Raw genomic sequence first — 24977 nt, 5'->3', positions numbered from 1 at the left:
TCGGCCCCGCATCTTGACTGGCGCAAAGCGGTTCAGGGTGCGGGGCCTTTCCGCATCTTGGCGACGGTGCGCTTGGTAAGGCGGGGTGCCGTGCAGAGTCCTCGCAGTTCGGCCAGCACCGCCGGATCGTCCACCGTCGTGGGCAAGCCCTGCGCCTGGCGTGAAGCAGCAGCCAGGCGTGCTCCCAGCGTGGAGACGGCAGGCTCTGACAGCGGCTCGGAGGAAGCGGGGGCGACAGCGGCGGGGTCGGTGGGGGTGCTCATGCTGATAGGTACGACGCCCCTCCCGCACGCTCGCTGTGGTTCAGGGTTCGGTCTGCTTGTCCGGGTTGGCGGCCCAAATCGCAGCCAACAGGCCGGTGTCGCAGCGCAGGGAGTCGAGGGGTTCGCCGCTGAGCAGGCGCAGCAGCACCCCGTCGCCGGTCGCAGTACCTGCGTGCTTCGGGGCGGGGTGTCCCAGCACGATCCTCAGCAACGCGGCCCACGACCTCGGCGGTATCCCCAGCAGCGTCGAGATCGCGCGGTCGCGACGCAGCACCTCCACTGCGTTCGGCCGTGAGGTCAAGTCACCGAGCCGGTAGGCGACGTGCTCGATGCAGTCAGTCACGAGCACGGCATCCCAGCCTGCCGAGGCGAACAGCCCAACTATCTCTGACAGTACGGCAGCGACCCGAGTACGGCCGCCGGAGTCTTCCTCATCGTCGGTGGTGGGGTTGACGGCGAACGCGGGGTGGCAGTCGGCCAGGTTCTCGCGCTCAGCGAACCGGATGGCGTCGTGGAACCCGACGATCCTGGCCGTGTGGCGCACCTTGCTCGGCGAGACGAGCATCCCAGCCGCTCGCACCTCGACGCCACAGGTGATCTTCATAGCGCGAGTGACCACCGCCCACGGGTTTCCTGCGTTCCTGGTCGAGGGTGCGAGCATGACCTCGAACGCTGCCGAGGCGATCTCCCACTCATCCAGCGCGTACTTGTGGGCCAGGCGTCGGTATCTCTCTGCCGTGTATCGCATGAGTTCCGCTGCCTCGCGGTCACTGCGCCAGGCCCCAGGCCCTGCCTCGTGCAACCGGATCAGCAGGGCACGCAAGCCTTCTGGCGTCTTGAACCCGTGGCGCGGCGAGCCATCCGGGGCTGCGGCGTCGTCGCCTGTAGTGGGTGGGGTGTGTTCGGTCACGGTGGCACCTCCCGTGAAGGAGGTGCGCCACCAGCACCCACACCAGAACGCTTTTACATACGACGCTCGTCAGCAGACGTACCGCTTGTGTCTCACGCAGCGCACCGAGACTTCGTGGAGCACCGTCTGCCGCGCTCTGGGTGCTCTCGCGACCGTTTCCGCTTTCAGGTCGCGATTTTTCTTGTGGACAGCAAGAAGATGGCTGTGATCGCCGCGATTGCGGCCCCCGAGAAGAACATCCAGGTTGCGTTTCCTGATCCGGCGAGACCGCCGATCAGCGTGCCGACTCCGATACCGATATAGATGCCGGAGGAGTTCAGTGCGACCACGAGGGGCGCTTCGCTGGGTGCGGCGGTGATGAGACGGTGTTGCTGGGGTGGGGTCTGGCACCAACTGCTCGCGCCCCAGGCGAACGCGAGGATGCCGACCAGGATTGGTAGGACAGTACTTATCAGGGTCAGCGACCCGAACGCGAGCAGCGTGCAGACCATCAGCGCGTATCCGACGATCAGTACTCTCGTGCCGCCGAACCTGTCCGTCAGTCGCCCGGAAGATTGCGCACCCGTGACGGCTCCGGCCCCATAGAGGAACAGCATCCACTGGGCGGCATCGGGCGAGATGCCGACCGCGTCGAACGCAGGAATCGCGTATGCGTAGGCGGTGTAGGCCGCAGCCATGCCGAATACCGTCACGGGCAGGATCACCCGCACGCCGGGGTTGCGCAGCACCGACAACCGTTCGGCCAGCGGCACTCTGCTCCCTCCCGCAAGGTTCGGCAGGAGTAACGCGAGTCCGGCACCGATCAGCAGACACAGCAGCGCTACGAGACCCAGGGCGATCCGCCACCCCATGAAGCGGGAAGCGAGATTGCCCAACGGCACCCCAATCGCAGTCGCCACGGTCAGGCCACTGACTACGAGAGCCAGCGCTCGCCCGCGCCGTTCCTGGGGCACGAGAGACGACGCCACGGCGCCCGCGTTCGGCGTGTAGGCGGCGGCTCCGAGGGCGGCCAGCACTCGTGAGGCCAGGAGGAGCGCGAAGTTCGGCGCGAACGCCGTACCTAGATTGGCGAGGCCGAGCACGACCAGCGCCGAGACCAGCAAACGTCGACGCGGCACGGTTGCCGTGACAGTGGCGAGCAGCGGTGAGAATACGGCGTAGCAGATCGCGAAGACCGTCACGGAGTAGCCCGCCGCGGCCTCTGTCACGCTGAGTTCGTTCGCCATCTCGGGTAGGAACCCGGCCACGACGAATGCGTCTGTGCCCACAGCAAAGGTGCCGAGCGCCAGGAGCGAGACTCGACCGCCAGACTGCCCAGTCGCTGTGGTGCGGCTCGCATCGAAAGATTTAGGGATATTCAATGTCCCGATTCTCCTTTCAAGAAGAGCCCGACAGGTCGCGTGTCCTTATCGGGCTGTGCGTGGGATTAGGCGGTAGCGGTGCGCTCGATGAAGCGCCGGGTGCGTCGCTCCGCCGTGTCCGGCGTGTTCGCGATGAGCTCGGCGAGCGTCTGGCTCGCGAGCTCTCTGCGCCAGGCCAGTTCAGCCTTGCGCATCGCCATCGAGATGCCGCAGGGGTGTGCGAACTCTGCGGGCGCTCCGGTCTGCCCGGCTCCGCGTTGGCGGATCTCGGTGCATTGGAACGGGTCGGTGCCGCCCTCGATCGCGGTCACGACATCCATGAGGGTGATGGCCTCGGGGTCGCGGCCGAGCCGGTAGCCACCGCGTGCGCCCCTCTCGGAGACGAGGATGCCCGCCTTGGCGAGTGGTTGCAGTTGCTTTTTCAGGTACTCCGGAGGGAGATCGAAGACCTCCGCAAGACGCCCGACGGGGAGGGGTGCCAAGTCGTCGAGCCAGGCGAGCACGAGGCAACAGTGCAAGCCCCACTCCACGCCCTCGCTCATCCGCATAATAGGGATACTACACCTCCCTAATGGCTCACTACCTCCCAGCTCGTCCGGGAGGCGGCTGGCGGCGTGCGCGGTACATCGCCAGGTGGGTGCGGTTGGCGCAGTTGCGCACGTCGCAGAAGCGCTTTGACCGGTTCTTGGTCAGGTCTGCGAGGGCGGCGGTGCAGTCGTTGGCGGCGCATCGGCTGAGCCGTGAAAGATCGCCGGATCGCACCAGGTCGGTGAGCACAAACGCGATGTCTGACGCCACCCGCTCGCTCAGTGGCGCGGAGCTGCCGGCGGCGTGCATGTGCCAGTCCCACTCGTCGTGACGTACCAGGCGGGGGAAGGCGCGAATCTCGCTGAGCGTGAGGTTGATCGCTTCGACCACGGGCTCGACCTCTTCGTCCAGAGCGGCTTGGAACCGGTCGCGCAGCGTGGCAACCGCAGCCGCGTCGAAGGCCGTCGCCTCCAGTGCTCCCGTGAAATCGTGTTCGGCGACGAACCGAGTCAGGTCTTCCGGGGTCGCCAGCCCATCTTCTGCGCCGCTGACGCCGGGGGCGGTGTTGAGCAGATCGACCAGCATCAGCAGGTTGGCCCGGACATCGTAGGAGTATTGCATGCCTCCATCCTACTCGTTCATGAACTAGCTCCACAGGCTATTGGAGCCTGTCAAATCCATGTCTACCATGTGATAGACATGGACTAAGACTACTTAGCATCTTTCTCGGTGATGGAGGTGCGGGAGGAGGTTGCCGATGCGACGTGGTGTGATCCTCGGGTTCATGTGCATGCTGCTGTCCACGTTCTTCTTCGCTGTGGCTGGCCCGGTTGCCAAGGCGCTCTACGGGATCGGCTGGACACCTGGTTCCGTGGTGATGATGCGACTGACAGGGGCCGCGCTCATTCTGCTCGTGCCGACGGTGGTAGCGCTGCGGGGGCGTTGGGGTGAGGTGCGACGCAACTGGAAGACTGTGGCTGCCTACGGGGTCGTGTCGATGGCTGGCGTGCAAGCGTTCTTCTTCCTCGCGCTTGAGCACCTGAGCGTCGCCGTGGCGATTCTGCTGGAGATGATGGGGGCACCTCTCATCATCGTGTTCTGGCTCTGGGCCCGCGCCCAAAAACGCCCCGGCCTCATTACCAGTGTTGGGGTAATCGTGTCGCTACTCGGTGTCGTGCTCGTACTCGACTTCCGAAACGCCTCATTGAGCTGGATCGGTATCCTCATGGCACTGGCCGCCGCCGCGTGCTTCGCCTCCTACTTCCTGGTCTCGTCAGACCACACAATCAAACTGCCACCGATCGCTTTTACCGGACTCGGCATGGGGATCGGCGCTCTCGCTGCTGTACTCGCCAACATCAGCCAGATCATGCCCGCACGGTTTGTCACTTCCGATCTCGACTTCGCTGGCCTACGTGTCTCCTGGATCGTTCCGGCGCTGCTGCTGATCGTCTTCACCGTTGGGGCCTATGTTTTCGGGATCATCGGCCTGCGTTATCTCGGAGCAACAGTCGGGTCGTTCGTGAACCTGACCGAGGTGCCGTTCTCTGCTATCGCCGCATGGATACTCCTGGCAGAGACCCTGACACCATTGCAGATGCTCGGCGGAACCATCATCGTCGGTGGCATCGTCCTCGTGAAATGGGGAGACATCGACTCCGCGACTCGGCCACTCAAGACACATTCCGGCAAGCGAAAAACCACCGCATCGCGCCAAGCCTCGCTCTCAAGCCCGCGCCGTCGTACTCCATAAACCCGCAGACCGCGCACAACCGCTCTTGCTTGACAGCAGGTTCCAATTCGCCGCCTCTCTCTGAGCCGCAGCCTCACCGACGCCCTGAGTCATCACGCCCGAATAACTTGATGCACGTATGCAACGGCGGGGCCGTTGAGCGCACCTCCCTCATGAGACGACTCATGAGGGAGGCAGCGGATGAAAGGCGGCGTGATCCCGTTCCGTGGGAACGGTGCTGCCGCGCGGCGGTACGTCGAGGCCGACCGCTCCCGCGCGGACGAGTACTACCTCGGCGCAGACGACGCCATCGCCGAGTACGCCGTCCTTAACGGCGCGGGCGACGTCACGACGGCGCGGTCGCTGTCGGCGGACGAGTACGAGGGGTGGGTGGACTGGATCAACCCCGACACTGGCGAGTCGATGGGCACCCCACGGCAGCCCGGTGAGGGCCGCAAGGGGTCGCCGTTGTTCATGGAGATGACGATCAACTCGCCCAAGAGTCTGTCGGTCGCCGCAGCCTTGCACCCGGAAGTCTCGGAAGCCCTCGACCGGGCGCAGCAGGACGCACTGTCAGAGATGTGCGGCTGGCTCGGCGAGCACTCCGTCACCCGTGTGGGGTCACGTGGCCGGGTCGAGGTCGTGCCGATCGAGCACATGCAGGTCGTCGGCATCAGCCACAAGACGAGCCGTGCGGGTGATCCGCACCGGCATATCCATATGCAGATCGGCACAAGAGTCTTCGCGGCCGGGAAGTGGCGGGCACTGGATACCGCCGCGTTGTTCAAGCAGCAGGGCGCGATCCGCGCGATGGGAACTGCTGTGATCGCCGCACACCCTGAGTTGGCCGAGACGCTGCACCGGCACGGTCTGACGCTCGACCCCGTGAGTGGCGAAGTGGTCGAGTTGGAGCCGTTCAACCAGGTGATGTCGAAGCGGTCGGCGCAGATCAATCGGAACCTTGATCGTCTCGAAGCCGAGTGGGAGCAGGCGCATCCAGGCGTTGCACTCGGCCCGGTCATGTCGGCCCGTCTGCAAGGGATCGCGTGGGCGCACCAGCGCCCCGGCAAGAAGCCGACAGACCTCAAAGATGAGCAGTGGTGGCAGCAGGAACTGCGAGAGGCCGGCTACGACCCCGACCGCGTGCAGCAGCACGAGTCGCCTGCACCGGCGTCACTCGAAGACCTCAGCGTGCAGCAGGTCGCCAGTCGTGCGCTGGATCGCAGCGCTGCCGCTGCATCGACCTGGACACGCCACACGGTGCAGGAGCACGTCACCCGCATCACTACCGAAGCGGGCGTGCAAGCAAGCCAGGCGGAGTTGCGCGAGTTCATTGCACTGGCAACCGGATTTGCAACCGAGGATTGCTTCTCGGTGCTGCCGCCGGATGTGGCGACGCCGGAGCATGTCGCGCACCTGACCAGCCTCAGTGTCGTTGCTGCCGAGTCCGCGCTGCGTGACCAGCTCACCACCGCGACACCGGAGCGGGAACCGAAGCACCCCGACGTGACCGACGCCGCGCAAGCAGCCGGACTCGACCCCGGGCAAACCGTCGCCGCCGCTGCCGTGGCCTCGACCGACCCGCTCGTGATCGTGGAAGGCGCGGCAGGTGCGGGCAAGACCACCATGCTCGGCGTCGCCGTCCAAGTCGCGCAAGAGCACGGCAGAGCATCGCGGGTGGTTGCGCCGACGCTCCGTGCGGCGCAAGTCGCCCACGAAGAACTCAACGTACGCGCAACCTCCGTCGCCGCGCTCGTCTACGCGCACGGGTGGCGATGGAACGACGACGGCGTATGGACACGCCTCAACACCGGCGACCCCGACCCTGCAACCGGGAACGTCTACACCGGCCCGCCCCGTGATGCGATGCTGTCGCGGGGTGAGCGGGTGATCGTGGACGAGGCTGGGATGCTTGACCAGGACACCGCCCACGCCCTCCTGACTGTCACCGCCGAGGCAGGGGCGTCGGTCGCGCTCGTGGGCGACCGGGCACAGTTGCCCACTGTCGGTCGTGGCGGGGTGCTCGATATGGCCGCACAGATCAGGGGCCGTACCTACGACATGACCGAACTCCACCGCTTCACCGACCCCGAGTACGCGGCGTTGACGTTGGCGATGCGCGACCGCGAGCACCCCGGCGACGTGTTCGACCGCCTCGCCGCGATGAACCTCGTGACCCTGCACGCCAACGAGGATGCGGCCCGCGAGCACATCACCGTCCACACCCACGACGGGGAAGCGATCACCGTTTCCACCAACGACGAAGCCGCAGGGCTGAACGAGCGCATCCGTGGCGGGCGGGTCGAGCGCGGCGAGGTTGATGATGCGGTGACGGCGACCGGCAGCGACGGGGTGAGCATCGGCGCTGGCGACCTGATCCAGACCCGGAAGAACAGCAGCGACCTCGGCGTGGCGAACCGGCAACAGTGGATCGTGCAGCGCGTCACCGACGAGAGCACCGTCTACGCGCGCGAGGTCGGCAACGACCGGAAGCACCTGCGCACGGTCGCCCTCCCTGCTGAGTACGTGGGAGAGCATGCGCACCTGTCGTATGCTGCGACTGCCTACGGCGTTCAAGGTGCAACCGTCGATGTCTCGCACACGGTGTTGTCGGAGGCGACGAGCGCGGCAGGTGTCTACGTCGGCATGACGAGGGGCCGCGAACAGAACCGGCTCCACGTCGTCGCTGAGGATATGGCGCATGCGCGGGAGCAGTTCGTTGAGGCGATGGAACGCGACCCGGCAGACCGGGGCCTCGACCACGCCACCGCCCAAGCCATCGACGCGGTGCGCGGCTTCGTCGCTGATGGCCCCGTGCGCCTGGTCACCGACGAACTCGGCCGCCTCACGGCTGAGGCCGAACGCGCAGAACGCGCGGCGGAGCGGTGGGAGCAGACCGCCACCCGGTTCGACGCCCAACGCTCCACCCACAAGGCCGAAGACGACGAGCACGCCGACGTGCTCCGCCGCACCGAGGAGGAGGCCGAGCGCATCCGGGCCAAGGTTGCGGAACCGCTCGTCGCGCAGGCCGAGGCAGACGGCAACACCTACCTGGCCGCCGTCGAGCGCGAGGCTGCTGCCAGTGGCCGACTCGCCACCGCCGGGCGATTCGACAGGCGCAAGGCCCGCGCCGAACACCGCGACGCGAGCGAGCGCACCCGGACAGTTCGGGCACGGGTGCGCGAGACCTGGGGCGAGCCACCCCGCACCGCCGAGGCGCTACCGAGGTGGGTAGCACAGCAGGCAGAGCGCCGCGCCGAGGCCGACTCCCGCGTGATCGACGCCGCTCAGCAGGTCGAAGCCGCAAGAGGTGACCGTGATGTGGTGCGGCAGCGGCACGACCAGGAACGCCGAGCGCTGCTGGTCAGCGAGTACGGAGCCGAGCAAGCCCGCCGCCTCCATCTCGGCATGCGCACCCCCAAGCCGCACCGCGCGGCGCGAGACGCCACGACCCAGGCCGCGATGCTTCGCGCCGAAGCCGACGAACTCCGCAACCTCCCGGTGAACGATGCCGCCCGACTGATCGAGGCCAAACGCGCCGAGCAGAAGAACCAGCGGCAGCAAGTAGCGCAGCGTGAGCGGCAGATCAGCAACTCGTTCGAGCACGACCAGCACCGCAGTACTCCGCGCCGCGACGGGCCGACACGGGGGCTGTAGGCGGGCAGTCCGGGTGTCCTTGCCCGGCTGCCCGCCCGGTGATGGTCAGGCGGTGAACTCACCGACGACCGTGTAGAGGCCTGGGGTTGCTTGGGCGAGAGCGGCGGTGCGCTTGGCGTACTCGGCGGCCTCGGGATCAGACTGAGTGGCCTTGACGTCTTCCGCGCTTTCCCAACGGGCGACGTTGATGACGCGGCTCTTGTCGAGGCTCGCCAGCAGCGTGACCGAGATGAACCCTGGCCGCTTGGACATGACTTTCTCGGTGCCCTCGGTCAGCAGGTCGATCACTTCTTGCTGCTTGGCCGGATCGACGTCGACCACATTGATGAACGTGACGGGGTTAGACATGGTTTCCTCCTTCTTCGGTGTTCCGTGCCCGGGCGGGCGCGGTCGGCTCTCGGAGGCATCTCGTGGAGGTGTCTGCCGGGAGAGCCGCGAGCGGGCGCGGATCGCTCGCTCTGTGGTGTAGACGACGCAGCCCCTTGGAGTGTCAGATCGGCGCTGCCGTCGCTGGGAGGCCTGACGTTCGCGCCGCCTACCTCGTCAACTCTTCGGACACCCATCACCCGGCGAGAGAGGAATGCCATTGCGCGGTTCAGGACGGAAAGGTGCGTTAGTCACAGGTCGAGTGACGCGGTGGTTGGATGAGAGGACGAGCCTCACGCGGGGACTTGAATCGTTGCGCAAGCGCGTCGTGCCGGATCATTGGTCGTTGCTGTTCGGGCAGATCGCGGTGGCAAGTTTCGTGATCTGCTCACTGTCGGGTGTCTTCCTGATGTTCTTCTACGATCCGTCAACGACCCCGGTTGTCTATGACGGAGCCTATGAGGGGCTGCACGGCGTCGAGATGTCACGGGCGCTGGAATCGACCGTGCATCTCTCGTTCGAGGTGCGCGGCGGGCTGCTGATGCGGCAACTGCACCACTGGAGCGCATCGGTGATGATCGCGGCGGTCATGCTGCATCTGCTCCGCATCTTCTTCACCGGAGCATTCCGTAAGCCTCGGGAACTGACGTGGCTGTTGTGGTTCGGCATCCTCCTGGCGGGCATGGGCGCAGGCTTGACCGGCCATATCTTGCCCGACGATGCCTTGTCGGGTACGAGCCTGATGGTGATGGACGGACTGCTCAAAGGCATTCCGATCATCGGTACCTGGCTCTCCGCGCTGGTCTTTCAGGGCCGGTTCCCGACCGGCGCAGTCGATACGTTCTACCCGCTGCATGTGCTCATCTTGCCCGCCGTGATCGTCGTGTTTCTGCTAGTCATCGGGATGCTGCATTTGCGGCATAAGCCCGCCCAGTTCCGAGGACCAGGAAGAACCGAGCACAATGTGGTGGGTCGGCCGTTCATGGTGGCGCTGGTCAAGAGCGGCGGGTTGTTCTGCATCGTGTTCGGCGTGCTGACGCTGATGGCCGCGACCACGCAGGTGAACCCGGTCTGGACGTATGGGCCAGCAGACCCCTCGGTCGCCTCCGCAGGTGGTGGAGCGCTCTGGTACCTCGCGTTCCTCGACGGCGCACAGCGGTTGGTGCCACCAGGATGGGAGTTCGTGTTCCTCGACCGCACCTGGACGCCCGCGATCGTCGTTCCGCTTGTCGTGGGTGGTCTGTTCTTCCTGACGGCGATGATCTATCCGCTCATCGAGCGCTGGGTCGTCGGAGACAACGCCGAGCATCATCTGCTCACTAGGCCACGCAACGCGCCGACCCGCACCGGCATCGGCGTCGCCGGGGTCGTGTTCTACGGCGTGATGTGGATCGCGGGCGGCAGTGACACGATTGCGCTGCACTTCTCCCTCAGCAACGAAGCCCTGATCCACACCTTGCAAGTGGCGTTTTTCCTGGGGCCGGTAGTCGGCTTCATTCTCACCAAGCGCATCTGTCTCGGGCTGCAACGCAAAGACCGCGAGATCGTCTTGCACGGCTTTGAGACTGGCAGGATCGTCCGTTCACCAGAGGGCGAGTACTCCGAGGTCCACAGGGCCGTCGATGCCTACACGCGATGGAAACTGATCGACTACGAAACCTACGAACCCCTCACCCTCAGACCCGATGAGCAGGGCCGCATCCGATTCCGTGGTCGCCTCCGCGCCCGCATCTCCCGCTGGTTCTTCGAGGACCGCATCGTTCCGCCACAGCCAGACGAGGTAGCGGCTCTGGATAGCGGGTCGTCTGCCCCTCACGCAGGCCGAAGCCAAGCCGCCGAGAGGTCACCAACGGTGGACGACTCGTGAACCTTGATCGGTGCGCCTGACACTTCGGAGCGCTATCTCGTCTACTTCTCAATGAGAGATGATGCGATAGGAAGACAGATGCCCGGCCAACACGATGCGTCAGGAGGGAGGAACGATGTCTGACCCCGTGACCTCTCGACACCCTGAGCCTCCCGAACTGGTCGATGCGATCCGCGAGCGAAGCGTCCTGATGGGCCTGAGTTACCGCCTCTTGGGTTCCCTCGCCGACGCCGAAGACGCCGTGCAGGAAACCTACATCCGCTGGTACCGCCTCAGCGAGCACGAACGCCGCGCCGTGAGCCACCCCCGAGCATGGCTGGTCAAGACTGCCAGCCGCATCGGTCTCGACATGCTCAAAACCGCTCGGGCGCGACGAGAGAGTTACGTCGGAGAGTGGTTGCCCGAACCCCTCCCCGCAGCGGGCAAGTGGAGCAGCCAGCAGGCAGAGGCGGTCATTGATCCCGCCGACCGTGTGACCCTGGACGACTCTGTTTCGATGGCGCTGCTCGTAGTGCTGGAAGCCATGACACCCGCCGAGCGCGTCGCGTTCATCCTCCACGACGTGTTTCGATATACGTTCCCCGAGATCGCGGAGATCGTCGGACGCACACCCGCCGCGTGCAAGCAACTCGCCTCATCCGCCCGGAGGCGCGTGCGCGAAGAACAACGCACCCCCGTACCAGCATCCGAGCACGCCGCAGCCGTGCAGTCGTTCAAGACCGCCTGGCAGACCGGCGACCTCGCAGCCCTCATCGACGTGCTCGACCCCGAGGCGACTGCTGTCACGGACGGCGGCGGCCTTGTCTCGGCAGCGCTCGAACCCCTCCACGGGCCAGAAGCCGTCGCCCGGTTCCTGCTCGGCGTGTACGAACGACAGCCCGACCTCATCATCCGAGAAGAACTCGTGAACGGCGAACCCGGACTCGTCGCAACCGACGCCCACGACCACACCCTCGCTGTCCTCGCACTCGCCGCGACCAACCACGGCAAGATCAAGCAGGTCTGGGCCATCCGCAACCCCCAGAAACTCGAAGTCTGGGCGTAGCGCCGGTCACGCTCCCAATCAGGCCGCTGCGATAGACTGGAACTGCGCACACGCGCACGATCACAGGTGGGTGTGTTTGGGGAACCTCGGCTACGCGGTCACCGCGCATCGTGCCCAAGGCGTGACCACCGACACCGCCCACGTGCTGGTGGAGCCGAGTACGACCCGGGAGAATCTGTATGTCGCCATGACCCGCGGCCGGGCCTCCAATCAGGCGTATGTGATCCTTGACCGCCCCGACGACCACGCACACCCGCACCCCGGCGACAATCCCGACGCCACCGCACGGTCCGTGCTCTACGGGGTGCTCCAGCACACCGGTGCCGAGCTCTCCGCCCACGAGACCATCACCGCTGAACAGGACACCTGGGGCTCTATCGCGCAGCTCGCCGCCGAGTACGAGACCATCGCCGCCGCAGCCCAGCACGACCGCTGGACCACCCTTATCCGCGTCTCCGGGCTCACCGAGGAACAGTCCGAGATGGTCATCGAGTCGGAGGCGTTCGGGTCGCTCACCGCCGAGCTACGCAGGGCAGAGGCGAACCGCCACGACATGGACCGACTGTTCCCACGCCTGGTCCAAGCGCGCGGGTTGGATGACTCCGACGACCTCGCGTCCGTCCTCCACCACCGCGTCACCCGCGCCACCGCACGCCCCGCCGGTTCCGGCCGCACCCGCAAGACCCCACGCCTGATTGCCGGGCTCATCCCGCGTGCGGACGGCCCGACGACCGGCGACATGCACCAGGCCCTGGAAGAGCGGCAGGAACTGATCGAAGCCCGCGCCGACGCCCTACTCGACACTGCGCTGGACGACCAGACAACATGGGCGACTGCCCTTGGCACCCCGTCACGCGACCAGCGCAAGGCAACAGTCTGGCGGCATCACGCTCGCGTCATCGCCGCATACCGCGACCGGTACGGCATCACCGACGACGCTCCGCTGGGCGCCCCACCCGAGACGACGGCACAGAAGATCGACCGAGCACGAGTCGAAGCCGCACTCCGAACCCTCACGACCGCGCAGGTGCAGACCAGCACCGATCGCCGGCCCGCGCGCCGGCCGGCGCGCGACCTGAGCCTGTGACCTCTGCACCGGATGCGCTGGCGCGATAGAAACAGGAGGCGCACCGCCTGCGCGAGAAGCCTCGGCTGAGTTCCGAGACGGAGCGGGCTTCAGATGGAGCGGCTCGGCGGCTCGGCACCGTGCGTCGGCCGATAGCTGAACTCGCGCGCCGGAACAGAATGATCCATATGTGCGCCGGATGGTGATGTTCCGGCACCAAGTAGACGTGCAACGTCGGAGGCGTCAGTCACGATCTGGGCCTTGCCCTCTTGAAGAAGACGATGCGGTCCAACGCTCGTCACACTCGTTATCGGTCCGGGCACTGCACCCACCCCGCGCCCCAGCCGGCGGGTCTCGGCGGCGACGTTCAAGGAACCCGACCGAGCGCCGGCCTCGACGACCACGCTCGCTCCCGACAAGGCAGCCATGATCCGGCCGCGAGCGAGGAACCGTTGTCGTGTCGGGGTCGCGCCGGGCGGCAGTTCGCTCACCAGGAGACCAGCATCCCCGACACGGTCCAGCAGCTCGCGGTGCCCGGCCGGGTAGGGCCGGTCAACGCCACCGGCGAGCACGGCGATCGTCTCGCCGCCTGCTGCGAGGGCTGCCCGGTGCGCGGCACCTTCGATTCCGTACGCGCCACCGGCGACGATCACACTCCTGCGCGCGGCAAGGTCGCGGGATAACGATCCGGAAATGTGCTCGCCGTACGCCGTGGCCGCACGGGCACCGGTGAGCGTCACCCGATCCGTGAACGGACGGGCCAGCAACGAGGTCGCGCTCCGCGTCCACAGCACATACGGCGCCCTGTCGCCCAGGTCGTTCACGGACACGGGCCAGTCCTTGTCATCAGGGACGAGGACGTCGAGCCCTGTCTGCTCCGCGACCTTGAGGCGTGCGGCCAAGTAATCGGTCCCGGCCGTCGAGGTGAGGTGATCACGCCACATGCGCGCGTCGACACGGTTCATGCCCGGCACCGCGCCGTCACCGTCGATGAGCCGGATTGTCTCGACCGCGCCGACGCGGGCGAGGAGGCGTCCAGTGATCGAGTCATCGGGCTCGACGATCATCGACAGCACGACGCGCGCGGTGCGCTCGTCTCGGGGCAGGTCAGCAATGGCGGCCATGATCGGCTCCTTCTCGGTCGGATATCACCGAGAAGGTGCGCGACGCCTCGCTACCGGCTTCGACGCCGATCGGTTCCGGAAGGTCAGACGAGAGCCTCGACCGAGCGACCTGTCGCCCGGCGCTGTCGCCACTCAGCCGCACGAGCGCGGAGCAGGAGGACGACACTGACCGGTCCCATGATGGCGAACTTCAACGCGTTCCAAATAAACAACAGCACCAACAGGTACAGCCAGCCCGGAGCACCGTCGTCAATCAGCACGGTCAGAAGGCTCGCGGCGTACAGGTAGGGGACGGCCAGCAGCATCGCCGGGACACCCCACTTCAACCCGCGCCGGGTACGAATCGCGTCGAGCGCGATGTTGGTGGGCATGTACCGGCGTAGGAAGTAGCGGGTGTGGGCGCTGGCGACCCAGATCGAGCGGAACATGAGCGCAGTCCTCTCCTCATCTCCGGCGACAAGGAATCAAGGAGGACGTCCGGCCGAGGCCGTCCGGTCGTGCCACCGCATCCGACGGTGGCGTAGCAGGTAGAGGCCGCCTACACCCCATGTTACCGCGGTTGTGAGCGCGTCGGAAGAGCATGGAGTGAGGGGAGCTACAGAGGGGGAGGAGGCGCGTGTCGCCGGATCGTCGTCGGAAGCCGCTGATATCATCCGGTTAGGCGCCAGTTTCGGTGCCGTTCGCTGACGCACCGTCCGTCCCAGCGTCACCCCGGCTCGCTCGCCGCCGGCCGGGTGTGCCTCGGAAACCTAACGGTGACCAGGTCAGAAGCTGAGTTCACTAACGAGGGAGGGGGCGCACCGATGCTACTGACTTCCAACTGGCGCGAGTGGTACCACCTTCGTCATCAGCAGTCGTGCCTGGTTTCCGGTTCGCAGTTCGAAGATTACGTGACGCGCCTTCTTGTTCGCTTTCATGACGATTTCGTCAACCCCGCGCCCGCAGGGACGCTGGGCGACGGCGGTTGCGACGGACTTGCTGACATGGGCCGGATATTCTACGCGTGTTACGGGCAGCGCCCAGGGCGCAATGCCGAGCGTGAACTCCAGGCGAAACTGAACTCTGATTTCGCCCGGGGAAGAGAATCGTGGTCGTCCTTCCATACTTGGATCTTCGTGACCAACGCACCGATTGGGCCGGAGACGCTGAAAACCTTTGCCGCACTCCAGCAGGAGCACAGCGAAGGTTCGGTGCGCCCGCTCTCCATGCGGATCTGGACTCCTGATGATCTCTGGAACAAGGCGTTGAGCACGTTCTCACAGGACGTGCTAAATGAGCTGTTTCCGGGTGCGCCCGGCGTCGAGGACCTTGAACTTGCGGATCTTCTGCCACTACTGGACTCTCTTGGTGAGAGTGATGATGGCGAAGATGTTGTGACAGCCATCCGGCCTGTGCCGCCTAGCAAAATGGACTTCAACGAGCTGCCCGAAGGTTCTCGGCTTGAGTTCAACGCCGGCAGATTGATGGCACCACGCGTTGACAAATGGTACGCAGACGCCTCGAATCCATCTCTATATGATTCGCACGGCGAACGCTTCGCCGAAATTTACAAAGCGGCACGGCGGGTCGCCGCTACGCCCGCCGAAGTCTTGGAACGAATCTACGTCGCGGTCGCGGGCGCGAACTTTCGTATGGATGCGAAGCGGGCCAACGCCGCGTACGCCGTCGTTTCCTACTTCTTCGATGCCTGCCACATTTTCGAAATGCCGCCAGTAGGCCTCGGGAGCGCACATGCTGCTGCCAACTAAGGGAGTGTCCACCCAGCGCGCCCTCGTCACCGTTGGCTCTGAACTACTCGAAGCCCTTGAAACGCCAAAGTCTGTCTCTGCCCTATGGGAGCAGTACATCGCTCGTGTTCAGAACCAAGGACGCACCGATCACATCACATTTGACTGGTTCTCACTCGCCCTCGCATCGCTGTTCGCGATCAACCTCGTGGAGTGGGCGCCGTCGGGCCATCTGAGGAGGGCGAGTGTTTCTTAGCTCCCTTAGGTCTTCCGATGACAGGTTCAAGTCCGTTCATTTCCACGATGGGCTCAACATCCTGGTTGCGGACCGCACTGAATCCTCCGAGCAGGGTGATAGCAGAAATAGCGTGGGCAAGACGAGCTTCGTCAAGATAATTCGTTACGTCATGGGTGGTGATTTACCGCCGGAGTTCAAGGCTCCTGAACTCGAAGAGCATTCCTTCACGCTGGCGTTTCGCCTTCCCTCAGCCGACGGATCGGGTGAAGAAGATGTAACCGTGACGAGGCCAGTTTCTCCGAGAACTCGTGTACAGGTAAGTGGTTGGTCAGCGGTCGCTGAACGCCAGCCCATCCCGGTTGATGAGTGGAAGGCTTTACAAGCGCAGTACCTGTTCCACATCCCTGAAGCCGTTTCACGACCTACGTCTGGTCAGCTCTGGGGGCAACTGGTACGTAGCTACTTTGGCGATCCTACTAAGGTGCATCACTCGGAGGCCGACTGGGAGTCGGGTGTGCGGATCGGCCACTTGCTTGGACTTTCCTCGGAGACTCTCGCGAAGTCGGGCGACGTGGATCAACTGACCAAGCAGGGCAAAGCCATTCGTAAGGCAGTAAAAGAAGGTGCCATCGCGCACTTATCGCTTGACGAGCCGAAGCTGCGCGCACAGCTCGCAAACCTGCGTCGCCAACGCGATCGAACGCAGGAGTCGCTCAGTGCGTTCAAGGTCGATGAGCAATACGCCGAACATCAGCGCCGGGCTGATAATCTCACCGGTTCGATTCAACAACTCAATGATGAAGGACTCGCTCTCCAGCGCCGCAGTCGCGAGCTAGATTCTGCTCTCCGGGACGAAGTTGATCCAGCCGAAGATGATGCGCTTAGGGACAAGCTCGAACGCGTCTATGGGGAACTCGGTGTTGTGCTCCCTGACCTTGTTGGGCGGCGCTACGAGGAAGTGTCCGAGTTCCACCAGTCCGTTGTGCGCAACCGCCGGTTCTTCTTGCAACAGGAGCTGGATTCTGTCCGGGCACGGCTCGTGGCAATTGACGGGGAGCGCAAGACCCTCGACGCAGAACGCTCTGAAGTATTGCGTCTGCTCGGTGAAACAGTCGCCCTCGACACTTTCCTTGCAGCGCAACGAGACCTCGCCAAGTTGGAGGCCGACGTCGCCGACCTTGAGCGAAGAGTTGAAGCAGCTGCATCTATCAGCCAAATCGGCGATCAAGTTAAATTGAAGACCGCAGAACTTGTGACGGCCGTCCGTGCAGAACTGCATGAGCGATCAGATTCGCTGGACGAGTCGATATCGTTGTTTGGCGAGCTTGGCGCAGAAATTTACACTGATCGCGACGCAAGCCTTTTGGTTGCGCCGACGGACAAGGGCATTCTGAAGGTAACGCCGCACATCTCGGGGGACGCCAGTACCGGTGTGCGAAGTGTCGAGACTTTCATGTTCGACATCGTATGCTTGATCGCTGCGATCAAGAGCAGTCGCGCTCCGCGCATTTTGGTTCATGATAGCCACCTGTTCGATGCCATCGACGGCCGTCAGATCGCGTCCTGTTTGAATATCGGGGCACGTCTAGCTGAGGCGCATGGGTTCCAGTACATTGCTGCCCTGAACTCTGACTTTATTGACCTTGTGGAAGCGCAGAGTGAGGGTGCCTTTGATGCGGAGCCCTACATCATGTCTACGAGGCTCACTGATGCAACCGAAGATGGTGGAATCTTCGGCTTTCGCTTCAGCTGACCCGATCGCCGTTCCACGCATGCTTGACGTGGGGCTCCACTGCGCGACGCTCCTGCCCCACGGACTTGGAGGTTATCGTTCGCGTCCATGCGAATCGCGCATCGGGACACCTCGCGCCATCAGCCAATTCCGAACTGTTCCCCCATCGAAGCCGAGCCGGGAGCCGACCACAGCCAGCGAGTCGCCGGCCTCGTATCGCCGGACCATCTCCACTACTTCGTGCTCTGAGGGCGATGAGCGCCGAAGACGCACCCCTCGTGAGCGGAGCAGCGAGCCGAGCCGCTGCCGACTCACCCCCACAACGGGGGCGAGTTCTCGCAGGGTAGCTCCGTGAAGGTATCGAGACTCTGCGCTGACAAGTGCGTCCTCACTCACGCGGAACTGCTGGCGGGCGCAGGGGCCTGCGCTAGGGCCGAAGGGAGCGGTCCTTGCCCTGATCAGCCTGTGCATCGCTGCCATACGCGCTAGCACCCGGGGAAGTTTCGAAAACGCTCCCGCTAGGTCCACTCGAGAAGCTATTGAGACAGCACTCGTAAAGGAAGATCCCGCCGACAGCAATATGGAAGCTGTCGGCGGGATCTTTGTCTGTGCAGATTCGAGGATCAGGCTCAGGCGTGGACGCGAATGAGGTGATCGTTCGTGAAGGCCTGGAAGGCCCACTGCGCGTTCTCACGACCGTAGCCCGAGCGGTTGATACCGCCGAATGGGTACTCGGGGCCGGATTCCATGTGGGAGTTGATCAGCGTCATGCCGGCGTTGACCTTGGCAGCGAAACGCTCACCCTTCTCGAGGTCATCGGTCCACACCGAGGACATGAGACCGTATTCGGTGTCATTGGCCAGACGCAGAGCGTCTTCTTCGTCCTTGGCCCGATAGACCATGACTGCGGGACCGAAGAGCTCGTTGCAGCCGAGGTCCGACTTCGGATCGATGTCAGAGAGCACGGCCGGCGACATGAACCAGCCGGGACGGTCGAGCTTCTTGCCTCCGGTGTGCAGCGTGGCACCATCGGACACGGCCTTGTCGATCATTTCCACGATCTCATCGCGGGCACCTTCGGACGACACCGGGCCCATGCCGACGTCGGGGTCGTCGAAGGTCGAGACCTTCGTCGCTTCGGCGGCCTTGATGGCTTCGGCAAGGAACTCGTCGTAGAGATCATCGACGACGATCATGCGCTTTGGTGAGGTGCAGACCTGACCGGCGTTCGCCAGACGCAGGCCGACGAGCTTCTTGGCGAGTGCAGGAACGTCCTCGGAGTCGAGGACGACAGCAGGATCGTTGCCGCCGAGCTCGAGCACGGCGCGCTTGTAGTACTTGGCGGCGATAGCTGCCACGGAGGCACCTGCACCCTCGGAGCCGGTGAGGGAGAATCCCTTGACGCGGAAGTCCTTGAGGACCTCCTCGGCGTGGGAGCTGTCGAGGTAGATGTTCTGGTACACACCCTTGGGCAGACCCGCCTCGGTGAGGAGATCTTCGAAGTACTGTGAGGACTTCGGGCAGATCGAGGCCTGCTTCATGATGATCGCATTGCCGACCATGAGGTTGGGCAGCACAAAGCGGGCGATCTGGTTGTAAGGGAAGTTCCACGGCATGATGCCCAGCAGCACACCCAGCGGCTGGTGGCGCACGTAGCTGCTGGCTGCACCGGCGGCGGCGAGATGCGTAGGAGCCAGATGAGTGGCGGCATTGTCGGCCATCCAGCGGGCCGTGCGAGCAACCTTGTCGACCTCGCCGAGCCCCTGCTTCTTGACCTTGCCCATCTCACGGCCGATGATGTCGGTCATCTCATCGGCATTGGCGTCGACGAGGTCCGCGAACTTCCTTAGGATCGTGGCGCGCTCATGCAGCGGCGTCTCCTTCCACGACATGTGAGCGTCATGGGCACGATCGATGTAGCCGGGAATGTCTTCCTTGGCGACGGAGGCGAACTCCTCCTCAACTTCACCGGTATTGGCATTTGTCACTGCGAACTTGCTCATAGATGGTCCTTTCGCACGGATGAATCGGCTTGTGGTCTTAACAAGAAGAATGACGTGCGCATTCCAGGAGGGCAAGTCGGTCTCACGCCTTGCCCTCCTCCTCTTCTCGAAATGCGGGCTCAGTTCCGAGCGCGGGGGACGCGTCAGTCCTCGATTCGGTCCTCGGCGCGGGCAGCAGCGCGGGGAGACGCCTCTGCGGTGGTCTTTGCTTCGCAGAGGGCGCATGCGATGGGCACGGCCCAGAACGAACGATGGCGCGCCGCGAAGATCTCGGCCCGGCGGGGTCGCTGGCTTAGACTGCGGGCATGCCCGATCAACGAAGACTGAGCTATTTCGTCGCCTCCTCTCTCGACGGTTTCATCGCAGGACCCGATGGGGGCGACCCGAGTTCCTGGTGGCCGATCACCGACGACTACCTCGACTTCATCCGCTCCGAATATCCGGAGACGTTGCCCGGACCTGCGCGGCAGGCATTGGGAATCACCGACCTCGGGCATCACTTCGACACCGTGGTCGAGGGGCGGCGATCATTCGACCTCGGTTTGGCCGCCGGACTGCCGGACGCCTATCCTCATCTGCGTCATCTGGTGGTCTCGAGGACCCTGGAGTCCGCACTCGATTCAGACGTTGAAATCGTCAGCGGCGATCCGATCGAGCGGATCAGGCGGCTGAAGGACGAACCTGGCAAGGGCATCTGGCTAGTGGGCGGAGGCACCCTCGCTGCGAGCCTGCGCCCGGAGATCGATGAGCTGATCATCAAGCTCGGGCCTGTGACACTGGGTGCGGGAATTCCGCTGTGGGGCTTCGACGCGGGCTTCGACAAGGAGACATGGACTCGGACCGAGGCAACTCCCCACCCTGGTGGAATGACCCTTCTGTGCTTCGAACGTAAGGTCACTGTCTGAGCTGCGAAGTGCTTGACCGCACGCCGGGTCGCGCTTAGGTTGTCGTCATGGAACACGTGAGTGGAATCGGCGGATACTTCATACGCGCGAACGATCCGGAGAAGCTACAGGCCTGGTACCGGGACGTGCTCGGAGTCGACCTCGGCGATCACGGACTCTGGAATCAGGAGGCCGGACCCACAGTATTTGCCACGTTTGAGTCCGATACCGACTACTTCGGTTCCACGTCTCAGCAGACCATGCTCAACTTCAGGGTGGCCGATCTCGAGGCTATGCTCGTCCAACTGCGCGAGGCCCACGCCCGTGTCGACGACGAGATCCAGGAGATGGAGGGGGTCGGCCTCTTCAGTTGGGTGCATGACCCCGAGGGGAACCGGATTGAACTGTGGCAACCGCCTGCCGATTGACTCTGACAGGTGTCCGCGTCGACTGAACCCGCCCGCCGATTGACCCGGGCCTCAGTCGGCGCCGCCGGAGGTGTCGACTGGGGAACGATCTGCGTCCACCGGTGCTGAAACGGTGCCGCGAAGCACACGCTTCCGCTCGATCCTGATCGCAATCGCAACCACCCCGAGTGCTGCCAGGGCCAACACGATGGCAACGACGACCGGTGCTGTGAAGCCCCAGCCGAGCGCGATGACCGCGGCTCCGAGTGCCGGTCCGATGGCGTTGCCGACATTGAACGCCGAGGTGTTCACGCTGGCCGCCAGGGTCGGCGCCCGGGTGGCGATCTGGAACACGCGGGCGTTGAGGGCCCCGGCGATCGAAAAGCCGCTGGCGCCGACGAGAACGATCATGACGATCGCCGCCCAGCCGTTTCCGGCCACGAGCCACAGGGCGAACAGACTGATGGCGAGGGCGATGAGGCTGCCGATGATATTGCCGAAGATGTTCTTATCAGCGAAGCGCCCGCCCACGACGACTCCGATGAAGGCACCGATGCCGAAGGCGGCCAGAACTCCGGGGACCAATGAGTGGGAGATGCCGGCGACCTGAGTCAGCAGCGGAGAGAAATAGGAGAAGGCAGCGAAGACGGAAGCCTGGAAGAGCGCCGTCGTTGCCAGAGCCAACCAGATTCGAGGGCCTTTGAACGCCTGGATCTCCTCTCTGATCAGAGTGGGCAGGTGAAGGCTTGACTCGCTGCGCTCATCGGGCGAAGTGCGCGTTGTCGCGGCGATGAGGACAGCAGCGAGTGCGGTGACGATCGCTACGGCCCAGAAGGTCGCCCGCCATCCGTACTGCGTGCCCAACCAAGTGCCCAAGGGCACGCCCACGAGGTTCGAAACGGTCAGGCCGCCGACGAGACTGGACAGCGCACGCCCATGCACCTCGGCGGGGGCGATGCGCGTCGTATGGACTGCGGCCACGGCCCAGAACCCACCGCAGGCGATGGCCGCCAGGACACGGGTGACCATGAGGATCGAATAGCTCGGCGACAGCGCGGCCAAGATGTGGAGAGCAGAGAATGCGATGATCGTGATGATCATCGTCGCCCGACGCGGCAGCTTGAGGGTCAGCAGCGCCATTGCCGGTGCCCCGACGATCATTCCCACGGCGAACCCGGTGATGAGCAGACCCGCCTGCGGGATCCCGACCTGCAGATCCGCACTGATGGGCTCGAGGATGCCGGCGATCATGAACTCGCTGGTGCCGAGGCAGAAGATCACCGATGCCAGGAGGTAGACCTGCGCCGGGACACGGACTCTGGTGGGAGTCGAAGTCGTCACTGTGTGCTGCTTTCGGTTGTGATGGGGTGTCCGGGTGTTTTGCGGCCATACGTATGAGGTGCCGTGTGGCCGTGCAGTGCTGCGAAACCCTCGGGGGTGCACAGACTTTCGATGAACGCGCTCGCCTGAGCCAGGACATTGTCGGCGGGCATGACCCGAGCGGCGATCCGCAATCCGGCGAGCACGCTGTGGATGAGTTCCGCGTGAACCTTCGCATCGAGCTCGGAGTGGATGTGACGCTCGACCTGGCCGCGTTCTAAGACGAGCCGATACGAATCCAGCCAGGCCTGACGATCAGGATCGAGGATGGTGCACACCGCGTCGACCTCGCGGCCGAGTTCAGCCGCGGTATTGGCCGACAGGCATCCGATCCGCTGGTCGTCCTCGCACTGTTCGGCCAGTTCCCCACCGAGACGGTCCATGATGAGCGTCGGGGCCGGTGCTGTTCCCGTGCGCAGTTCCTCCCGGGCCGGTATTCCTGTGGCGGTGTAGTCGCGCAGGGCCCGCAGGAAGAGGGCGTCGAGGCTGTCGAAGGTGTTGTAGAAGCTTGAGCGGCCGATGTTCGCACGCTCGCAGACCATGCCGACGTCGGTGCCTGTGTATCCGTGCTCGCTGAAGACGGCAATGGCGGCCTTGATCACCGTCTGCTCGTCGAAGGTCCTCTTCCTGCCCATGGTGCGAGCCTAAAGTATTTTGGACATCTCTGTCCAATAAACTGTCGTGGGCACCCTCTCAGCTGTTCTGACCTCGTCGGAGGCCAACAACAGGTGTACCGTGACGGCAAGGGTCTCTGACACTATCGCGGGTGAGACACCCGCGAAGAGCTATCCGCGACGAGGAAGGGAACATGCATGAGCACAGTGAGTAGGCAACGCAGGAAGCAGCTTCGCGATGATGATGCGAACTGGAAGTTCGGAATCTTCTACTTCTGTCCCCAGGATCCTTCATTCCTGATCCCGAAGCGTGTCGGCATCGGATGGTCGCTCAACTTCGGCAGCCCGTGGTCGCTGCTGTTCGTCATCGTCGTCATCGCCGTCTTGGTGTGGGGCGTCTTCTTCTGAGGACGAGTTCAAGCACCGAGGGCCACACTCAGACACCGAGGTTGTCAGTCAGACAGGGTCCAGGTCTGTTCTGTCGGAGGCACCCACGCACTACTTCCTGCGAGACGAGAGCACACAGAACTCATTGCCTTCCGGGTCGGCCAGGACAACCCAGGGTTCGTCCGCAGTCTGGCCCACGTCAGCTCGGCGGGCGCCGAGAGCGAGCAGTCGATCAACTTCGGCAGCCTGATCTTCGGGTCGGAAATCGAGGTGAAGGCGATTCTTCACTGTCTTGGTCGCCAGGTCGGCTCCGAAAAGAAGGCCGGGGAGAGTGTGCGCCTCGGCTCTGATCTCCACTTCGTCCTCGTCCTCATCGACGACGCTCCACCCGAGGGCCTCCGCCCACCAGTGGCCGAGCATGTGCGGATCGTGGGCATCGACGACGAGCTGTTCCCATTCCAGTCCCATGTCAACAGATTAATGCGTCCGCATGTGACTGTGAATGGCATTGTGCCGATTCAGGCGCCGACATCCTGCAGGTGATGCCTGAGCTCATGAAACCCATAGCGAGTCAATGAGGTCACAGTGAACTCGCGTCCATCGGAGCGGTAGCCGGTGCGATCCCACTGGTCATCGGTGATCTGGACCAGATCAGCCGCATATGCCAGCGCTGCCGCTCTCAGGTCGATGGCCACCTCGGCGGGATTCTGATGTCGATAATCGGACTCGATGGCCACGGCGTCGCCGTCGAAGTTCGGCAGGGTCGGGGCCGATTGGGAGACGATCAGCTGCGTGCGTTCGCGGAACAGGTCGAGGATATCGCGCACATGGGCCGCGTATTCGAGGTCCGACCAGCGATCCGGACGGACACGAATATCGGCATTCGGCCTGGTCAGCACCTGATCCCAGGTGTCAGCGGAAGCCGAGACATAACCCGGGACCATGCTGACATCCACATCGCCGGTGAACCCGCATTCGGCGCACCCGGTCTCCAACACGTCAGCCCAATCGCGTGTGTCCGGTTCGATGTTCTGTTGCGCATCGGGCAAAGTGCCCTGTGCATGTGGTTCGGTCTCGCTCATGTCATGCCCCTCTTCCGTTGCCGTCTCGCCCGCTCGCGTTGCCGCTGCCGCCAACGCGACTGCTTTTCGACTACTTCTTGTCCAGAACCTTCTTCAGGACCGTCGCGTCGCTGATGTCGTCGCGCTTCGACGCGGTGAGGAGGGTGAGTTTGCCCTTCTTCGCATAGTCCTTCAGCGACTTGAGGGCCTCGGCATGGTCATCGTCCTTGAGCTCTTCCTGGTAGCGCCGGGAAAACTCCTCGAACTTATCGGGATCGTGGGAATACCACTTGCGCAGATCGCTGGAGGGTGCAAGCTCCTTGAGCCAATCATCGAGTTCGGCCTTGTCCTTGCTGATCCCGCGCGGCCAGATGCGATCGACGAGGATCCGAGTGCCATCGCTGTTGACCGGATCATCGTAGATCCGACGAACCTGAACCTGATGTGTCTCTGCCATGATCGTCCTCCTCATACCGTGGAGCTGATGGTCGGCGGTGCTGATGCTCCGTCGTGCTGATTTCAGTCTAGGACGGAAGAAGTGGGACGCAAGGTCAGAGCGATCAACCCGATCCGTGGACCCCTCGAGCGTAGACTCAGAGCCTGAACACCAGAGTGCTGAGGCGAG

24 protein-coding genes and 1 pseudogene are annotated in these 24977 nt (G+C 64.1%); 11 read left to right on the top strand and 14 right to left on the bottom strand.

The window, feature by feature from the left end:
• Nucleotides 1-32: 32 nt before the first annotated feature.
• From INT40_RS04705 to INT40_RS04685, 5 genes are all read right to left on the bottom strand, one after another.
• Nucleotides 33-263: a hypothetical protein gene (locus INT40_RS04705; RefSeq protein WP_193095621.1), complete on the bottom strand. Its 231-nt coding sequence runs from the start codon at nt 261-263 to the stop codon at nt 33-35.
• 40 nt (nt 264-303) lie between these two features.
• Complete coding sequence (locus tag INT40_RS04700) at nt 304-1173, bottom strand: exopolyphosphatase (protein ID WP_193095620.1); 870 nt, start codon at nt 1171-1173, stop codon at nt 304-306.
• A 164-nt stretch (nt 1174-1337) separates the two neighbouring features.
• Nucleotides 1338-2534 (bottom strand): MFS transporter, encoded by a 1197-nt coding sequence (locus tag INT40_RS04695; RefSeq protein WP_193095619.1) that lies wholly within the window; start codon nt 2532-2534, stop codon nt 1338-1340.
• 65 nt (nt 2535-2599) lie between these two features.
• Entirely contained in the window at nt 2600-3076 is a 477-nt protein-coding gene (locus tag INT40_RS04690) for an RrF2 family transcriptional regulator (protein WP_226830805.1), read from the bottom strand.
• Nucleotides 3077-3113: 37 nt separating this feature from the next.
• A complete protein-coding gene (locus INT40_RS04685) occupies nt 3114-3683 on the bottom strand; it encodes a CGNR zinc finger domain-containing protein (protein WP_193095617.1) in 570 nt (189 codons plus the stop codon).
• A gap of 136 nt (nt 3684-3819) precedes the next feature.
• Between INT40_RS04685 and INT40_RS04680 the strand changes: the two genes are divergently transcribed.
• Both INT40_RS04680 and mobF read left to right on the top strand, forming a co-directional pair.
• Nucleotides 3820-4815 (top strand): EamA family transporter, encoded by a 996-nt coding sequence (locus INT40_RS04680; protein WP_226830804.1) that lies wholly within the window; start codon nt 3820-3822, stop codon nt 4813-4815.
• A gap of 180 nt (nt 4816-4995) precedes the next feature.
• Complete coding sequence (gene mobF / locus INT40_RS04675; protein WP_193095616.1) at nt 4996-8451, top strand: MobF family relaxase; 3456 nt, start codon at nt 4996-4998, stop codon at nt 8449-8451.
• Nucleotides 8452-8496: 45 nt separating this feature from the next.
• Here the strand turns inward: mobF and INT40_RS04670 are convergent, their stop codons facing one another.
• Nucleotides 8497-8799 carry an antibiotic biosynthesis monooxygenase family protein gene (locus INT40_RS04670; RefSeq protein ID WP_193095615.1) on the bottom strand — a complete coding sequence of 101 codons (303 nt, stop codon included), beginning with the start codon at nt 8797-8799 and terminating at the stop codon, nt 8497-8499.
• Between the two features lie 331 nt (nt 8800-9130).
• Here INT40_RS04670 and INT40_RS04665 point away from each other — a divergent pair, with 331 nt between their 5' ends.
• The 3 genes and pseudogenes from INT40_RS04665 to INT40_RS04655 all read left to right on the top strand — a co-directional run.
• The gene (locus tag INT40_RS04665) at nt 9131-10684 is read left to right on the top strand and encodes a cytochrome b (protein WP_226830803.1); all 1554 of its coding nucleotides are present in this window, start codon (nt 9131-9133) and stop codon (nt 10682-10684) included.
• 115 nt (nt 10685-10799) lie between these two features.
• The gene (gene sigJ, locus INT40_RS04660) at nt 10800-11729 is read left to right on the top strand and encodes an RNA polymerase sigma factor SigJ (RefSeq protein WP_193095613.1); all 930 of its coding nucleotides are present in this window, start codon (nt 10800-10802) and stop codon (nt 11727-11729) included.
• A gap of 82 nt (nt 11730-11811) precedes the next feature.
• Nucleotides 11812-12816, top strand: a pseudogene (locus INT40_RS04655) (C-terminal helicase domain-containing protein); the annotation flags it as partial.
• An 89-nt stretch (nt 12817-12905) separates the two neighbouring features.
• Here INT40_RS04655 and INT40_RS04650 read toward each other — a convergent pair.
• Both INT40_RS04650 and INT40_RS04645 read right to left on the bottom strand, forming a co-directional pair.
• On the bottom strand, nt 12906-13919 hold the full coding sequence (locus tag INT40_RS04650) for a DNA-processing protein DprA (protein ID WP_193095612.1): 1014 nt from the start codon (nt 13917-13919) through the stop codon (nt 12906-12908).
• A gap of 83 nt (nt 13920-14002) precedes the next feature.
• Nucleotides 14003-14347 (bottom strand): sulfate permease, encoded by a 345-nt coding sequence (locus INT40_RS04645; protein ID WP_193095611.1) that lies wholly within the window; start codon nt 14345-14347, stop codon nt 14003-14005.
• A 375-nt stretch (nt 14348-14722) separates the two neighbouring features.
• Between INT40_RS04645 and INT40_RS04640 the strand changes: the two genes are divergently transcribed.
• The 3 genes from INT40_RS04640 (at nt 14723) to INT40_RS04635 (ending at nt 17637) form a co-directional block, all read left to right on the top strand.
• Entirely contained in the window at nt 14723-15667 is a 945-nt protein-coding gene (locus INT40_RS04640; protein WP_193095610.1) for an ABC-three component system protein, read from the top strand.
• Nucleotides 15651-15902: an ABC-three component system middle component 6 gene (locus tag INT40_RS21310; RefSeq protein ID WP_413463548.1), complete on the top strand. Its 252-nt coding sequence runs from the start codon at nt 15651-15653 to the stop codon at nt 15900-15902. The genes INT40_RS04640 and INT40_RS21310 overlap by 17 nt, the downstream gene beginning before the upstream one ends.
• 112 nt (nt 15903-16014) lie before the next feature.
• Nucleotides 16015-17637 (top strand): ABC-three component system protein, encoded by a 1623-nt coding sequence (locus INT40_RS04635; protein WP_319021936.1) that lies wholly within the window; start codon nt 16015-16017, stop codon nt 17635-17637.
• A 608-nt stretch (nt 17638-18245) separates the two neighbouring features.
• Here INT40_RS04635 and INT40_RS04630 read toward each other — a convergent pair.
• Nucleotides 18246-19619 (bottom strand): aldehyde dehydrogenase family protein, encoded by a 1374-nt coding sequence (locus INT40_RS04630; protein WP_101569965.1) that lies wholly within the window; start codon nt 19617-19619, stop codon nt 18246-18248.
• Between the two features lie 305 nt (nt 19620-19924).
• Here INT40_RS04630 and INT40_RS04625 point away from each other — a divergent pair, with 305 nt between their 5' ends.
• Complete coding sequence (locus INT40_RS04625; RefSeq protein WP_193095608.1) at nt 19925-20524, top strand: dihydrofolate reductase family protein; 600 nt, start codon at nt 19925-19927, stop codon at nt 20522-20524.
• Between the two features lie 47 nt (nt 20525-20571).
• Entirely contained in the window at nt 20572-20931 is a 360-nt protein-coding gene (locus tag INT40_RS04620; protein ID WP_101569967.1) for a VOC family protein, read from the top strand.
• 51 nt (nt 20932-20982) lie between these two features.
• On the opposite strand, the gene INT40_RS04615 is transcribed toward INT40_RS04620, so the two are convergent.
• On the bottom strand, nt 20983-22251 hold the full coding sequence (locus INT40_RS04615; protein WP_193095607.1) for a Cmx/CmrA family chloramphenicol efflux MFS transporter: 1269 nt from the start codon (nt 22249-22251) through the stop codon (nt 20983-20985).
• The gene (locus tag INT40_RS04610; RefSeq protein ID WP_193095606.1) at nt 22248-22925 is read right to left on the bottom strand and encodes a TetR/AcrR family transcriptional regulator; all 678 of its coding nucleotides are present in this window, start codon (nt 22923-22925) and stop codon (nt 22248-22250) included. The genes INT40_RS04615 and INT40_RS04610 overlap by 4 nt, the downstream gene beginning before the upstream one ends.
• A gap of 177 nt (nt 22926-23102) precedes the next feature.
• Between INT40_RS04610 and INT40_RS04605 the strand changes: the two genes are divergently transcribed.
• Complete coding sequence (locus INT40_RS04605) at nt 23103-23312, top strand: DUF5808 domain-containing protein (RefSeq protein WP_101569970.1); 210 nt, start codon at nt 23103-23105, stop codon at nt 23310-23312.
• Nucleotides 23313-23402: 90 nt separating this feature from the next.
• Here the strand turns inward: INT40_RS04605 and INT40_RS04600 are convergent, their stop codons facing one another.
• From INT40_RS04600 to INT40_RS04590, 3 genes are all read right to left on the bottom strand, one after another.
• Entirely contained in the window at nt 23403-23759 is a 357-nt protein-coding gene (locus INT40_RS04600; protein ID WP_101569971.1) for a VOC family protein, read from the bottom strand.
• A gap of 50 nt (nt 23760-23809) precedes the next feature.
• Nucleotides 23810-24373, bottom strand: coding sequence for a DinB family protein (locus INT40_RS04595; protein WP_193095605.1), 564 nt, complete (start codon nt 24371-24373; stop codon nt 23810-23812).
• A gap of 70 nt (nt 24374-24443) precedes the next feature.
• Nucleotides 24444-24809, bottom strand: a complete 366-nt coding sequence (locus INT40_RS04590) for a DUF488 domain-containing protein (protein WP_193095604.1) — start codon at nt 24807-24809, stop codon at nt 24444-24446.
• Nucleotides 24810-24977 lie beyond the last annotated feature (168 nt).

Origin of the sequence: Brevibacterium sp. FME17, assembly GCF_014897515.1 — a bacterium.
Taxonomy (GTDB): Bacteria; Actinomycetota; Actinomycetes; order Actinomycetales; family Brevibacteriaceae; genus Brevibacterium.
Note: the sequence above shows the minus strand (reverse complement) of the source record. Positions and strands in the feature narration are given on the sequence as shown.